The following is a 13,871-nucleotide window of genomic DNA, read 5'->3' as shown; positions in this document are numbered from 1 at the left end:
GGCCAGGTAGGAGTCGTGGAGCACCCGGTGGTCAGCGGCGCGGATCTCGCCGTTGCGCAGGAAGACGTCGTTGACCTTCTTGCCCTCGAGCTTGGCGATCACGGCGTCGGCACCGTCGGTCCCGGCCTCCTGGATGGCCTCGAGGTACTGCAGGGCCGCGGAGTAGTTGCCGGCGTGGGCGAACGACGGGCGGGTGTTCGTCTTCTCCGTGAACCGGTCCGCCCACTTGCGGTTGGTCTCGTCGAAGTTCCAGTACCACGCATCGGTGAACTGGGTGCCGGAGAACTGCTCGACCCCGAGCGAGTGGATGTCCGTGATGAACATGAGGCCGACGGCGAGGGTGTACTTCTCCTGCAGGCCGGCCTGGTTGTACTGCTTGACGAAGTTGATCAGGTCGCCACCGGCCGCCATCGTGCCGATGACGTCCGGGTTGCTCGCGGCAGCCTTGGTGACGAAGGTGGCGAAGTTGTCGTTGGGGAACGGCGTGGGGATCGACTCGAGCACCTCACCCCCGGCATCCTGGACGGCCGTGGTGAAGGACTTGTTCATGTCCTGGCCGAAGGCGTAGTCGGGGTAGACGATCGACCACTTCTTGCCGCCGTTCTGCACGGTGGCGGCGCCGGTGCCGTGGGCCAGCATGTAGGTGTCGTAGGCCCAGTGGAACGTGTACTTGTTGCAGGACGCTCCGGTCAGGGCCGTGGTCGCCGCGCCGATGTCGATGAAGAGCTTTTTCTTCGTCTTGGCCTGCGTGGCGACGGCGAGGGCGGCCGAGGAGGTCGGCACGTCGAGGATGATGTCGGCGTTCTGCCGGTCGTACATCTCCTGGGCCTTGGTGTTGGCGACGTCCGGCTTGTTCTGGTGGTCGGCCTGGACGATCTCGATCGTCTTGGCCACCGCCTGGTCGCCGTACTTGGCCTTGTAGTCGTCGATCGCCATCTGGATCGCGACCCCGGAGTTGGGCCCGGACAGGTCCTTGTAGACGCCCGACTGGTCGTTGAGCAGGCCGATGACGACCTTGTCGTTGCTCAGCTTGGAGTCGCCGCCCGACTGCGGGCCACCGGCGCCGCCGCCACAGGCCGCCAGTGCGAGCGAGGCCGAGGCCGCGATGGCCACGGTGCCCGTGACCTTGTTCCTGCCACTCATGTCCCCTCCTGGGATTCGTGCTGGGGTGGTGCGTGATGTCGTTCGTGTTGATCGTGCCGGTCGTGCTTCGGGCTGGGGTCGTGCCTACATCCCGAGATACGTGAGCAGCTCGCTCTCGCGTGCGTGGAACTCCTCGTTGTCGAGGTGCTCCACGACCCTCCCCTGCGCGAGGAGGTAGTGACGGTCGGCCACGGTGGAGGCGAACTTGACGTTCTGCTCGACGAGCAGGACCGCCACCCCGTGTGCCTTGATCTCGCGGATGATCTCCCCGATGCTCTGGACGATCACCGGGGCGAGGCCCTCGCTCGGCTCGTCCAGCAGGAGCAGGCGCGCGCCCATCCGCAGGACCCGCGCCATGGCGAGCATCTGCTGCTCGCCACCCGACAGCTTCGTGCCGGGAAAGTCCCTGCGCTCGTAGAGCGCCGGAAAGAACTCGTAGACCCGCTCGAGCGGCCAGCCGTCGTCGTGGACGACGGGCGGCAGGGTGAGGTTCTCCGCGACGGACAGCGTCGCGTAGATCCCCCGGTCGTCGGGCACCCAGCCGATGCCGAGCCGGGCCCGCTTGTCCGCGGAGCGCTTCAGCAGCTCGACTCCCTCGAAGACGACCGAGCCCTGGACCTGCTTGTGCAGCCCCATGATGGAACGCAGCAGCGTCGTCTTGCCGGCGCCGTTGCGACCGACGAGCGTGACGACCTCGCCCTGTCCGATCTGCAGGCTGACGTCCGAGAGGACGCGCGCCTCGCCGTACCAGGCAGAGACGCCGGTGACCTCGAGCGTGGTGCGGGTGCGGGTCTCAGTCATGGCTCGCTCCGAGGTAGGCGGTGATGACGCGCTCGTCGGTGCGCACCTGCTCGTAGGTGCCCTCGGCGAGGACCTGCCCTGACTGGAGGACGGTCACCGTGTCGGCCAACGAGCCGACGACGTGCATGTTGTGGTCGACGAACACGACGGTCCGTCCGGCGGAGATCTGCTTGACGAGCGCGATGGTCCGGTCGACGTCCTCGATGCCCATGCCGGCGGTCGGCTCGTCGAGGAGGAGCAGCTTGGGGTCGAGCGCCATGGCGATGGCCAGCTCGAGGGCCCGCTTCTGGCCGTAGGCGAGCGAGCCCGCCGGGGCCCCTGCGCGGTCGGCGAGCCCGACCTGGTCCAGCAGGTCCATGGAGGGGTCGCGGAAGACGGACAACCGCTTGATCGAGCGCCAGAACTGCATGCCCATCCCCGTCGGGCTCGCCAGGGCCAGCTCGAGGTGCTCGCGCAGCGTCATGTGGTCGAACAGGCTGGTGATCTGGAAGGACCGGGCGATGCCGAGGTGGGCGATCTGCTCCGGCGCCTTGCCGGTGATGTCCTGGCCGTCGTAGAGGATCGTCCCCGAGGTCGGGGCGAGGAAACCGGTGAGGACGTTGAAGAGGGTCGTCTTGCCGGCCCCGTTGGGACCGACGAGTGCGTGGATCGTCCCCTCTGCGACAGACAGGTTGACGTCGGAGACCGCCTTGAACCCGCGGAACTCCTTGGTCAGGGAGCGGGTCTCGAGCAGCGGCGCGCCTGGGGACACCTGCACCTCCTCGTGCAACTCGACAGATCGACAGAACTTGTGCGACTCGTGCAGCCCATGCGGCTGGTGCGCCGGGTGGGCCTTGACTCCGGCAACTCTAGGAGGCGGCGAGACGCAGGACACGGTCGCCAACCACACACCTACCCGGGTTCTATGGCCGATGGGCACATGGGCCGCAGCGTCCCCGTCGAGCCACTCCGACTCAGTCGGGCGATCCGGTCTCCAGCAGCCGCCGGAACTGCGTCTCGTCGAGGATCGGCAGGCCGAGCTCCTCCGCCTTGGCCGCCTTGGAGCCGGCGTTGGCCCCGATGACCACCCAGTCCGTCTTCTTCGAGACCGAGCCGGCTGCCTTGCCGCCGCGGCTGATGATCGCCTCCTTGGTCTCGTCGCGGGAGAACCCCTCGAGCGACCCGGTGACCACGATCGTCTTGCCCTCGAGCGTGCGGGCCACGGAGGCATCCACCTCGTCGTCAATCCGGACGCCGGCGGCCGCCCACTTGCGCACGATCTCGGCGTGCCAGTCGACGGCGAACCAGGCCGTGACGGAGTCGGCGATGATCTGGCCGACGCCCTCGGCCTCGGCGAGCCGCTCGGTCGAAGCCGCCCGGATCGCGTCCATCGATCCGAAGGTCGCCGCGAGTGCCCGGGCAGCGGTGGGGCCGACGTGCCGGATCGACAGGGCGACGAGGACTCGCCACAGGGGCTGCGTCTTGGCCTTCTCCAGCTCGGCGAGCAGCTTCTCGCCATTCGCGGACAGCACGCGGCCGTCGACGACACGGTCGGCCGGGTCCGTCTTCCTGGCGGCGCGGGTGTAGAGGCCGACCCTCGCCAGGCGCTCGCGGGTCACTCCGTAGGCGCCGACCTCAGGGCTGTCGCCGGGCGGGGCGAAGAGATCGCCCTCGTCCGTGATGATCCCCGACTCGAGGAGCGCGATGGAGCCCTCCCAGCCGAGGGCCTCGATGTCGAGGGCCGAGCGGGAGGCGAGGGCGAAGACCCGCTCGCGCAGCTGGCTCGGGCAGGAGCGGGCGTTGGGGCAGCGGATGTCCTTGTCGCCCTCCTTCTCGGGCGCCAGGGGTGTGCCGCAGGCGGGGCACTCCGTCGGCATCACGAAGGCCCGCTCGCTGCCGTCCCGCAGCTCGACGACGGGGCCGACGATCTCGGGGATGACGTCGCCCGCCTTGCGCAGCACGACGGTGTCACCGATGAGGACGCCCTTGCGCTCCACCTCGTACTGGTTGTGCAGCGTCGCCTGCTCGACGGTCGACCCGGCGACGACCACGGGCTCCATCACGCCGTAGGGAGTGACCCGGCCCGTGCGGCCCACGTTGACCCGGATGTCGAGGAGCTTCGTGTTGACCTCCTCGGGCGGGTACTTGAACGCGATGGCCCACCGGGGGGCCCGCGACGTGGCGCCCAGCTGCCGCTGGAGGGCCACCTCGTCGACCTTGACGACGATGCCGTCGATCTCGTGCGTCCCGTCATGCCGGTGCTCACCGTGGTGGGTGACGAACTCCTCCACCTGGGCCACGTCGTCGAGCACGCGCACCTGGTCGGAGGTCGGCAGCCCCCAGGATCGGAGCATCTCGTAGCCCTCGCTCTGCGTCGCGATGTCGAAGCCGCGACGGGCCCCGATCCCGTGGACGAGCAGCCGCAGCGGGCGACTCGCCGTCACCTTGGGATCCTTCTGCCGCAGCGAACCCGCAGCCGCGTTGCGCGGGTTGGCGAAGGGCGCCTTGCCCGCCTCAACGAGGGAGGCGTTGAGGTCGGCGAAGGCCGCCGTCGGGAAGAACACCTCCCCGCGGACCTCGACGAGCTCAGGCACTCCGGCACCGGTCAGCCGCCCGGGGATCCCCTCGATCGTGCGGACGTTGTGCGTGACGTCCTCACCGGTGCGGCCGTCGCCTCGGGTGAGGGCGCGCACGAGGCGGCCGTCCTCGTAGAGGAGGTTGACCGCGAGGCCGTCGATCTTGAGCTCGGTGAGGAAGTGCGCCCCGCTGCCGACCTCGCGCTCGACGCGCTCGGCCCAGGCGCGCAGCTCCTCGAACGAGAACGCGTTGTCGAGGCTCATCATCCGCTCGAGGTGGTCGACCGTCTCGAAGCCGGTCGCGAACGCCGTCGCCCCCACTTTCTGGGTGGGGCTCTCCGGGGTGCGGAGCGAGGGCCACTGGGCCTCGAGCTCGTTGAGCCGGCGGATCAGCCCGTCGTACTCGGCATCGCTGATGGTCGGCGCGTCCTTGACGTGGTAGGCGAACTGCGCCGCGCTCGCCTGCTCCGCGAGGTCGGCCCACTCATGGTGGACCTCGTCGGGGATGGCGTCCTCGATGACCTGGCTCCCGCTGCTGTCGCTCACCCGCTCATCCTGCCAGCCACCGCCGACGCCCAGCTGGCGACGCGAACGAGCCCAGCGGCATACGACGGGGTCCCGGAGTGGCAACGAGGGGGTCACGATTCGGACGCCTGCGCGTGGCCGGGTTTGGGCCGGCGGCCCTCCATCGGCGACACTTTGGGGAGGGGTTCAGCTGTCCTGCCACCCGCGACAGGGGGTCGAGGCACTGGCAGGTCCGAGGGGATACATGCGCGTGAAGGTCACCATTCGTTCCGTTCGTCTGGCGTTCGTCGCCGTGCTGGCCGTCGTCGGGCTGGCCACCGTCACGGCCTGCACCTCCGACTCTCCCGCGACCGTCGGCGTGGCCGGCGTCAAGCCCGGCACCAGCACGCAGACCGTGACCCCCACCCCGACGCCGACGACCACGCCGGTCACGTGGATCACGACGCCGCGCTCCGGCGCCAAGGGCGTCCAGGTCGACACACGCGTCTCCGCGAAGACGGAGAACGGCACCTTGACCAAGGCGGCTCTGTCCTACGTGAGCAAGAAGGGCGAGAAGGTCTCCGTCGACGGGTGGCTCGAGTCGGGCACCTGGACGGCGAGCGACCTGCTGGAGCCCGGGGTGAAGTACACCTTCGACCTCGCCGCGACCAACGAGGACGGCGAGACGAAGCGCACGAAGCGCTCCTTCACGACCGCCGACCTGACCCTCGACGACCAGATCTGGACCAAGGTCTACCCCGACGGCGGCACGGTCGGCATCGGCATGCCGGTCATCGTCACCTTCGACCTGCCCGTCGTCGACAAGGCGACTTTCGAGAAGCACATGAAGGTCACGTCCACGCCGAAGCAGACCGGGTCCTGGTACTGGCTGTCGGACCGTGAGGCGCACTGGCGGCCGAAGCAGTACTGGAAGCCCGGCACCCAGGTCCACGTCGAGGCCAACCTCAACGGCGTGCCGGCCGGCGGCGGCCGGTGGGGCGAGCAGTCGGTGGTCAGCGACTTCACGATCGGCCGTTCGGTCGTCGCGAAGGTCAACCTCGACACCCACCTCATGGACGTCTACATCTCCGGGCAGAAGACGCGCACCATCCCGATCTCGGGCGGGCGTCCCGGCTGGGAGACCCGTTCGGGCATCAAGGTCATCATGGAGAAGTTCACCAACTTCACCATGAAGGCCGAGTCGATCGGGCTCAAGGAGGGCGACAAGGACTACTACGAGGACGTCAAGGTCAAGCGGGCCCTGCGCATCACCCACTCGGGTGAGTTCCTCCACTCCGCGCCGTGGTCGGTCGCCCAGCAGGGCAACGACAACGTCAGCCACGGCTGCACGGGCATGAGCGACGCCAACTCCATCTGGCTCTACGACCAGATGCGCATCGGCGACGTCGTCGAGACGGTGGGTTCCAACAAGCCGATGACCCTCGGCAACGGCTACGCCGACTGGAACCTCAGCTGGACGGCGTGGCAGGGCGGCTCCGCCCTCTGACCCGCGGTCCGGTGGGCGCGGGCTCCCCTCGACCGATCAGGCCGTATGCCGCTGGGCTGGCTCCCGCTCGATGACGCGGGGCTGACGGGTCGGCCGGGTGACGACGACGGCAGCTCCGAGCACCAGGGCCGCCCCGGCCAGCTGCCACGGGCCGAGCCGCTCGCCGAGGAAGAGATAGCCGAGCGCCACGGAGACGACCGGGATCAGGTAGGTGACGAGCGAGCCGACCTGCTGGCCGACGGCTCTGAAGACGTCGAACTGGAAGAGGTAGGCCAGGCCGGTCCCGAGCACGCCGAGGGCGAGGACCGAGAGGATCGGGCCGGCACCGGGGCCTACGGCGTCGACGGCCGGCGCCCACGGCGCCGGGAAGCGGTCGCGGTGCAGGGCCCACCAGACCCCGAGGACGACGAGCATCTGGCCGGAGGCGACCGTGAGCAGCGCGGCCGGCAGCTGGAGGCCACCGAGGTCGGTGTGGGCGAGGTACTTGCGGACGTAGGTCCAGCCGATGCCGTAGGAGGCACCCGCGACGAGGGTGAGGCCGAAGCCGACGAGGTCGGGCTGGCCGACGGAGTCCCAGGGCTGGGCGATCAGGCCCACCCCGAGGAAGCCCACGACGACGGCGGCGATGCGCCGGCCGGGAAGGCGCTCCGCGGGAACCATGGCCATGGTCGCGAGGACCGTGGCGATGGGGGTGATCGCATTGCCGATGCCGGCGAGCGCCGAGCTGACCCGCTCCTCCCCGAGGGGGAAGAGGACGAACGGCAGCGAGGCGAGGAAGACGGCGACGACGAGCAGGTGGCGCCACACGACCCAGGACCGGGGCAGACGGCCGCCGACGAGGTGGAGCAGGACCACCACGGTCACGGCGCCGAGGAGGATGCGGAAGGTCGCGATCTGGACCGGGGAGAACCAGCGCAGGCCGATCTTCATGAAGAGGAAGCTCGCGCCCCAGATGATGGCGAGCGAGCCGAACTTGGCCTGCCAGGGCACGCGCTGTCGGCTGCGTTGGTCGAGGGTCACCGGCACACCCTAACGACGGGTGGGGACAGTCCCGCGTGAGGTGCCTACTTGAGCTGGGCCGAGCCCAGCTCGAGGAGTCGGCGGGCCACGACGAGCAGCTGGATCTGCTGGGTCCCCTCGAAGATGTCGAGGATCTTGGAGTCGCGGGCCCACTTCTCGAGCAGCTCGGACTCGGAGTAGCCGGTGGCACCGGCCAGCTCGACGCAGGCGAGGGCGACGTTGACGCACGTGCGCCCGGCCTTGGCCTTGGCCATCGAGGCCTCCATGGAGTTCGGGCGTCCGTTGTCGGCCATCCACGCGGCCCGCATGGTGAGCAGGTAGGCGGCTTCGTACTCGGCCTCGAGCTGGGCCAGGCGTGCCGCGGCTGCGCCCTGGGTCAGGGCGGTCCGGTCCCAGTCGACGGTGACGCCGACGTCCGCGAGGAGCTCGGTGGTCGTGTCGAGGCAGGCGCGCGTGAGGCCGACGGCCATCGCGGCGACGAGCGGCCGAGTGTTGTCGAAGGTGGCCATTGCTCCGCCGAAGCCGCCCTCGATCCGGATCTCGGGGTCACCGAGCAGGTCCTCCGCGGGCACGCGGCAGTTGTCGAGGTGGAAGGCCGCCGTGTCCGAGGCCCGGATGCCGAGCTTGTGCTCGAGGCGGACGAGCTTGAGGCCGGGGTTGGACCGTTCGACGACGAAGGACTTGATCGCCTGCTTGCCGAGGGTGCGGTCGAGGGTCGCCCAGACCACGACCAGCTCGGCCCGCTCCCCCGCGGTGACGAAGATCTTCTCGCCGTTGAGGACGTAGTGGTCGCCGTCCTTGACCGCCGTGGTGCGGATCGCGCCCGAGTCCGAGCCGGTGTCCGGTTCGGTGATGGCCATGGCGGCCCACCGCTTGCCGTAGCGGGCCTTCTGCTCGTCGTTGGCCACGGCGGCGATGGCCGCGTTGCCCAGTCCCTGGCGTGGGATGGACAGGGTCAGCCCCACGTCACCCCGACAGGTCTCCATGATCGACAGGACGGACGACAGGTTCGCACCGTTGCGGACCTGGTTGCCGCGCTTGGCTCGCCGGCCCGCCCCCACTCCGGCGAGCTCGCCCTCATGGGTCCCCTCCCCGGGGTCGGTGGACTCCCCCTTGGTGCGCGTGGCACCTGCCGCACCGGCTCCCTGCCCGACACCGGAGTCGGTCATGCCGTCGATGACGGCGGAGACGAGGTCGAGCTCGCGCGGGTACTCGTGCTCGGCGAGGTCGTACTTGCGCGAGATGGGACGCATGACCTCCTCGGCGAAGCCGCGGGCCTGGTTGACGATGGGGATGAGCTTCTTGGGGACCTCGAGGTCGATCATCGTGGGTGCTCGCTTTCAGGTGTATGCCGCTGGGTTGGCTGTGTCGGTCGGGCCGGGCGGGTGCCCCGGCCCTCTCAGACGAGCAGCGCTCCCTCGAGGACGCCGGCACCGCGCAGGTCGCGGAACCAGCGTTCGTTGTCGAACTCCTTGACGAACCCGTGCCCGCCGAGCAGCTGCACGGCGTTGCTGCCGATCTGCGTGGCGTGGGTCGCGGTGAGCTGACGTGCATGGGCGATGAGCCGCGCCGCGTCCTTGCCCTGGTCGAGCAGGGCGGCTGCCCGCCACACGACGAGGCGCAGGGCGGCGAGCTCGATCGCGATGTCGGAGATGGTGAAGGCGACGGCCTGCCGGTGGGCGATGGGCTCGCCGAACGCCTTGCGCTCCTTGACGTAGGGAATGAGCTGGTCGAGGGCACCCTGGGCGGTGCCGCAGGCGGCGGCGGCCCAGGCGAGCCGGGCCCGTCGCACCGCGTCGAGATGGTCCGCGGGGCCACCCAGCAGGTTCGCGGCCGGGACCACGGCCTCGTCGAGCCGGATGCGACCGGTGCTCGCGGCCCGGATCCCCATGGCAGGGTCGTCCGCGACGGTCAGGCCCGCGGTGGCCGGCTCCACGATGACGAGACGGGCCGCACCGTCGATGAGCGCCGAGACGACGAACAGGTCGGCCTCACGGGCGGCCGGGACGAGGGACTTGGCGCCGGACAGGACGATGTCGGCCCCGCGGCGGGTGCCGGTCGTGGCCGGTGTCAGCGGGTCGAACAGCGGTCCGGGCTCCATCAGGGCGAGCGCGGCAGCGGCAGGGAGGCCGTCCCCGGTGAAGGCGGGGAGGTAGGTGGCCTGCTGGTCGGCCGAGCCGTACTCGGCGAGGGCCGTCGCCACCGCGGCCGGCGCCATGAGCGCAGCCGCAATTCCCATGTCGCCCCGCGCGAGCTCCTCCAGGACGAGCGCGCCGGTGACGGCCGAGCGCTCCTCGGCGATACCGCCGAGCTCGCCCGGGACACCGATCAGGGTCAGCCCGAGCTCTGCGGCCGCTTCACGGACCTCCCGCGGAACGACGCGGTCGGCATCCGCCTTGGCGCCTGCTGGCCGGATCATCTCGTCGGCGAGCCCGGCCGCCGCCGACCGGATCATCTCCTGGTCCTCGGATGGCGTGAGGTCGAACTGGGCCCGCGGCTTGGTGACGGGATTGCGGGTCGGGGCGCCGGCGCCGGACCTTCGCTTGAACGAGCGTCGGGCGGCCGCGTCCACGGCGACGAAGGCGTGCTTGCTGCCCTTGTAGAGCAGGGTCTCCACGCGTGCGCGGACCTCCGGGTTGTTCATCACCGGGAGGGAGCCGGCCCGGGTCAGCAGGCGCAGTCCGAACCGCTGGCCGCGGTCGGCGAGAGTCAACGTGTTGAGGGCCATGGCGGGGCGTCCTTCGGTGCGGGTGCGAGTGGTGGCATCACCACGACAACGATCTTACCCTCAGTAGGTTACGCACCTCGACCCGCCCGCACTCGAGTGGCCCCACCTTCCACACCCGCCCGCACTCGAGTGGCCCCACCTTCCACACCCGCCCGCACTCGAGTTGCCGACGGACCGACCGGTCACTCTGCTTGTGGAAGCCGGGGCCACTCGAGTGGGGCAGTCCGGGCGGGTCAGGCGGCGGCGCGTTCCTCTAGCTCACGGGCAGCGTCGACCGCGGCGCGCTGGATCGCCCGCGCCGTGTGCGGGGGCGTGCCGGCCAAGCCACACGCCGGAGTCACGACGACGTCGGAGAGCGAGCCCAGCGGCATACCGACCTTGCGCCAGTCGGTGACGAAGCGGTCGGCCACCTCGGTCGCCCGCATGACCGACCCGTCGGTCGGCACCGCACCCGCGAAGAGCCGGAGGCCGTCCTCGACGGCGACGGCGACACCCTCCCAACCGCGGGGGGTGAGCTGCGCCAGGTCGAGCGAGAGCGCGCTCGGTCCGGCGGCGCGCAGGAGGGGCACCGGCGGATAGGAGCTGCAGGTGTGGATGACGGTGTCACCGTCGTGGGCGGCGAGCACCGACGTCAGGCCAGCGGCGGCCTGCTGCGGATCGAGCGACGGCAGGCGACCGAAGCCGGACGCGGTCGGCAACCGGCCAGCGAGAACGGTTGCGAGAGAGGGCTCGTCGACCTGGAGCACCACGTCCGCGCCCGGGACGAGGCGGCGCACCGACGCGACATGCGTCCGGATGCCCTCGGCCAGGGACTCGACCAGGTCGCGGCAGGCGCCTTGGTCGATGATCACGCGCTCGCCGCGCGGCAGCCAGAGGGAGGACGCGAGCGTCCAGGGACCGGTGACCTGCAGCTTGAGCGGACCGGCGTAACCGTCGAACGACTCGGCGAGCTCGTCGAGGTCCTCGCGCATCAGGGCCGCAGTGCGGTTCGCGTCCCGCCCGGGCCGGTCGACGAGACGCCACCCCATGGGCTGGAGGTCGACCGGCAGCTCGACGAGCAGCCCGGCGGTGCGACCGATCATGTCGGCGCCGGGCCCGCGGTCCGGCAGCTCCGGCAGGTAGGGCAGGTGCCCGTCGAGGAGCTCACGGACCTGCGCCAGCGCGTCGCGGATGGACGTCCCCGGCCACGAGCCGATCCCGGTTGCCTGAGTCACGGGCCCACCCTAGGCCCCACCTCCCCGGCAACACAGCCGCGCACCGCGTGCTGGTGCCGCCTGCAACTGGGGTGGGCACGTGGCAAGGGGGTGTGTTGCCGCAGGGGGCCCTAGGGTGGCCGCGTGCCGATCACACGCAGCGACTTCTCCGGGCCGGGCGACCTGCGCGCCATGCAGGCCATGTGCTCCCGGGTCTGGTCGCCGCACTCACGGTTCCACGCCGGCCAACTGGCGTGGAACCGCTATGCGCAGCCCGTGGACCCGGCGCGCCCCGGCTCCGGCGAGGCGATCTCCCTCTGGTGGGCCGACGGACAGGTGGTCGGCTTCGCCTGGGCTGAGTCGGCCGACTGGCTGGAGCTCCAGATCGACGCGGCCCGGCCCGACGTGGCCGAGGAGGTCGCCGAGGACGTCATCGCCTGGTTCGAGGACTGGAGCGACGCGCCCCGGCAGACGGTCCACGTCATGGTGGACGACCCGAGCGAGACGGCGCTCGTCGCCGCCGGCTTCCGGGCTGAACGCGACGCCTGGCACTTCACGCACCACGTACTTTCCCTGTCCGCCCTGCCCGCCCTGCCCGCCCTGCCCGCCCTGCCCCGCGTCGCCGGCTACACGCTGCGCCCGGTGCGCTCCGACGAGACTGCGGAGCGGGCGGCGGTCCACCGTTCGGCCTGGTCGGACATCGGTGCCGCGGAGCTGACGACGGGCGCCTACGAGCAGCTGAGGCGCGCCTGGCCGTACCGTCCCGAGCTCGACTGGGTCGTCGCGAACGAGACCGGCGAGCTGGTGGCTTCGGTGATCGTGTGGCTCGACGGCACGACCGGGGTGGCCCTCGTCGAGCCGGTCGGATGCGTGCCGGCCGAGCGTGGGCGTGGGCTGGCGCGGGCGGTGACGGTGGCGGCGCTGCACCGTGCCCGCGAACTCGGCGCGCACACGGCCCTGGTCACCACAGGCGGCGAAGCCGACGACCCCGGACCACGCCGGCTCTACGAGACCATCGGCTTCCGACCCGTCGCGCGCACCGTGACCTGGACCAGGTCCCTGGACTGAGCCCCGCGGCATACGGCCTGTGGACAGCGGGGCCACTCGAGGATCGGTGGGCACGCCGTGCGCCCGGCGGCATACGGCCTGTGGACAGCGGGGCCACTCGAGGGTGGCGCTGAGCCCGGCGGCGTCAGGGACGGTCGAGCCGCGCCGCCGCGATGGTCGCGGAGCCGACGACCCGGGTCCCCTCGTAGAGGACGACGGACTGCCCCGGCGCCACACCGCGGATCCGCTCCTCGAGCCGGACCTCGACCTGGTCACCCTCGGCCCAGGCCGTCGCGGGGACCTCGGCGCCGTGGGCCCGCACCTGGGCCCCCACGCTGACGACACCCTCCGGCGCCGGGCCGCACCAGCGCGCGTGGTCGCCCGTGATCGCGTCGACACCGAGCAGGTCCGCCGTGCCGACGACGACCTGGTTGGTGTCCGTGCGCACCTCGACGACGTAGCGCGGCTCGCCGTCCGGTGCCGGCCGGGTCAGTCCGAGACCCTTTCGCTGGCCCACCGTGTAGGCGAAAGCCCCTGCGTGCTGGCCGAGGACGGCCCCCTCCGTGTCGACGATGTCGCCGGGTGCCTCGCCGAGGGCCCGCCCCAGCCAGGCGCGGGTGTCGCCGTCGGGGATGAAGCAGATGTCGTGGCTGTCCGGCTTCTTGGCGATGTAGAAGCCGCGCTCGGCCGCCTCCTCGCGGATCTGCGGCTTCGTGGTGTCCCCGAGCGGGAAGAACGCGTGCGCGAGCTGCTCCTCGTCGAGGACCCCGAGGACATAGCTCTGGTCCTTGGCCGAGTCCACGGCCCGGTGCAGCTCGCGCCGCACTCCCCCGTCGCCGGCCGGCACCTCCACGATCTGCGCGTAGTGCCCGGTCGCCACGGCGTCGAAGCCGAGGGCCAGCGCCTTGTCGAGCAGCGCGGAGAACTTGATCTTCTCGTTGCAGCGCAGGCACGGATTGGGGGTGCGGCCGCGGGCGTACTCGGCGGTGAAGTCCTCGACGACGTCGCGCTTGAACCGCTCGGCCATGTCCCACACGTAGAAGGGGATGCCGAGCACGTCCGCGACTCGCCGCGCATCCCCGGCGTCCTCGATCGTGCAGCACCCCCGGGCCGACTCGCGGAGCGTGGCAGCGCTCTGGGACAGCGCCAGGTGGACGCCGACGACGTCATGCCCGGCATCGAGCATCCGGGCCGCGGCAACGGCCGAGTCGACCCCTCCGCTCATGGCGGCGACGACCCTCACGACGTCGCCCTCCGCGCGCGCCGGGCGCGCTCCACGGCCGCGGGCAGCGCCTCGATGACGGCGTCGACGTCGGCATCCGTGGACGTGTGGCCGAGCGTGAGGCGCAGGGCGCCCCGGGCGTCACTCTCGC

At 71.0% G+C, this 13,871-nt stretch carries 11 protein-coding genes and 1 pseudogene; 2 read left to right on the top strand and 10 right to left on the bottom strand.

Annotated features, from left to right (window positions below; translation table 11 throughout):
- From OO014_RS16815 to ligA, 4 genes are all read right to left on the bottom strand, one after another.
- Window positions 1-1,143 (bottom strand): ABC transporter substrate-binding protein (locus OO014_RS16815; RefSeq protein ID WP_272463476.1); only part of this gene is annotated, 1,143 nt, incomplete at its 3' end.
- A gap of 84 nt (window positions 1,144-1,227) precedes the next feature.
- On the bottom strand, window positions 1,228-1,944 hold the full coding sequence (locus tag OO014_RS16810; protein WP_272463475.1) for an ABC transporter ATP-binding protein: 717 nt from the start codon (window positions 1,942-1,944) through the stop codon (window positions 1,228-1,230).
- Window positions 1,937-2,695 carry an ABC transporter ATP-binding protein gene (locus OO014_RS16805; RefSeq protein WP_272463474.1) on the bottom strand — a complete coding sequence of 253 codons (759 nt, stop codon included), beginning with the start codon at window positions 2,693-2,695 and terminating at the stop codon, window positions 1,937-1,939. The genes OO014_RS16810 and OO014_RS16805 overlap by 8 nt, the downstream gene beginning before the upstream one ends.
- Window positions 2,696-2,897: 202 nt before the next feature.
- Entirely contained in the window at window positions 2,898-5,045 is a 2,148-nt protein-coding gene (gene ligA, locus OO014_RS16800) for an NAD-dependent DNA ligase LigA (protein ID WP_272463473.1), read from the bottom strand.
- 223 nt (window positions 5,046-5,268) lie between these two features.
- Here ligA and OO014_RS16795 point away from each other — a divergent pair, with 223 nt between their 5' ends.
- Window positions 5,269-6,510, top strand: a complete 1,242-nt coding sequence (locus tag OO014_RS16795; protein WP_272463472.1) for a L,D-transpeptidase — start codon at window positions 5,269-5,271, stop codon at window positions 6,508-6,510.
- A gap of 36 nt (window positions 6,511-6,546) precedes the next feature.
- Here the strand turns inward: OO014_RS16795 and OO014_RS16790 are convergent, their stop codons facing one another.
- The 4 genes from OO014_RS16790 to OO014_RS16775 form a co-directional block, all read right to left on the bottom strand.
- On the bottom strand, window positions 6,547-7,530 hold the full coding sequence (locus OO014_RS16790; protein WP_272463471.1) for a DMT family transporter: 984 nt from the start codon (window positions 7,528-7,530) through the stop codon (window positions 6,547-6,549).
- A 44-nt stretch (window positions 7,531-7,574) separates the two neighbouring features.
- Complete coding sequence (locus tag OO014_RS16785) at window positions 7,575-8,855, bottom strand: acyl-CoA dehydrogenase family protein (RefSeq protein ID WP_272463470.1); 1,281 nt, start codon at window positions 8,853-8,855, stop codon at window positions 7,575-7,577.
- Window positions 8,856-8,929: 74 nt separating this feature from the next.
- On the bottom strand, window positions 8,930-10,258 hold the full coding sequence (locus OO014_RS16780; protein ID WP_272463469.1) for an acyl-CoA dehydrogenase family protein: 1,329 nt from the start codon (window positions 10,256-10,258) through the stop codon (window positions 8,930-8,932).
- Window positions 10,259-10,491: 233 nt separating this feature from the next.
- Window positions 10,492-11,472, bottom strand: coding sequence for a methionine synthase (locus OO014_RS16775; protein ID WP_272463468.1), 981 nt, complete (start codon window positions 11,470-11,472; stop codon window positions 10,492-10,494).
- A 123-nt stretch (window positions 11,473-11,595) separates the two neighbouring features.
- Between OO014_RS16775 and OO014_RS16770 the strand changes: the two genes are divergently transcribed.
- Window positions 11,596-12,519 carry a GNAT family N-acetyltransferase gene (locus OO014_RS16770; protein WP_272463467.1) on the top strand — a complete coding sequence of 308 codons (924 nt, stop codon included), beginning with the start codon at window positions 11,596-11,598 and terminating at the stop codon, window positions 12,517-12,519.
- A 124-nt stretch (window positions 12,520-12,643) separates the two neighbouring features.
- Here the strand turns inward: OO014_RS16770 and mnmA are convergent, their stop codons facing one another.
- Window positions 12,644-13,741 (bottom strand): tRNA 2-thiouridine(34) synthase MnmA, encoded by a 1,098-nt coding sequence (gene mnmA / locus OO014_RS16765; protein WP_272463466.1) that lies wholly within the window; start codon window positions 13,739-13,741, stop codon window positions 12,644-12,646.
- A pseudogene (locus tag OO014_RS16760) lies at window positions 13,738-13,871 on the bottom strand (cysteine desulfurase NifS); the annotation flags it as partial. The pseudogene OO014_RS16760 and the gene mnmA, both read right to left, overlap by 4 nt.

The organism is Intrasporangium calvum (genome assembly GCF_028446585.1).
GTDB lineage: Bacteria > Actinomycetota > Actinomycetes > Actinomycetales > Dermatophilaceae > Intrasporangium > Intrasporangium calvum_A.
The sequence above is the reverse complement of the archived record's forward strand: the minus strand, read 5'-3'. Positions and strand labels throughout refer to the sequence as shown.

Coding starts and splice junctions, on each gene's coding strand:
- OO014_RS16795 (WP_272463472.1), top strand. CDS start 5,269: ATGCGCGTGAAGGTCACCATTCGTTCCGTTCGTCTGGCGTTCGTCGCC.
- OO014_RS16810 (WP_272463475.1), bottom strand. CDS start 1,944: ATGACTGAGACCCGCACCCGCACCACGCTCGAGGTCACCGGCGTCTCT.
- OO014_RS16785 (WP_272463470.1), bottom strand. CDS start 8,855: ATGATCGACCTCGAGGTCCCCAAGAAGCTCATCCCCATCGTCAACCAG.
- OO014_RS16780 (WP_272463469.1), bottom strand. CDS start 10,258: ATGGCCCTCAACACGTTGACTCTCGCCGACCGCGGCCAGCGGTTCGGA.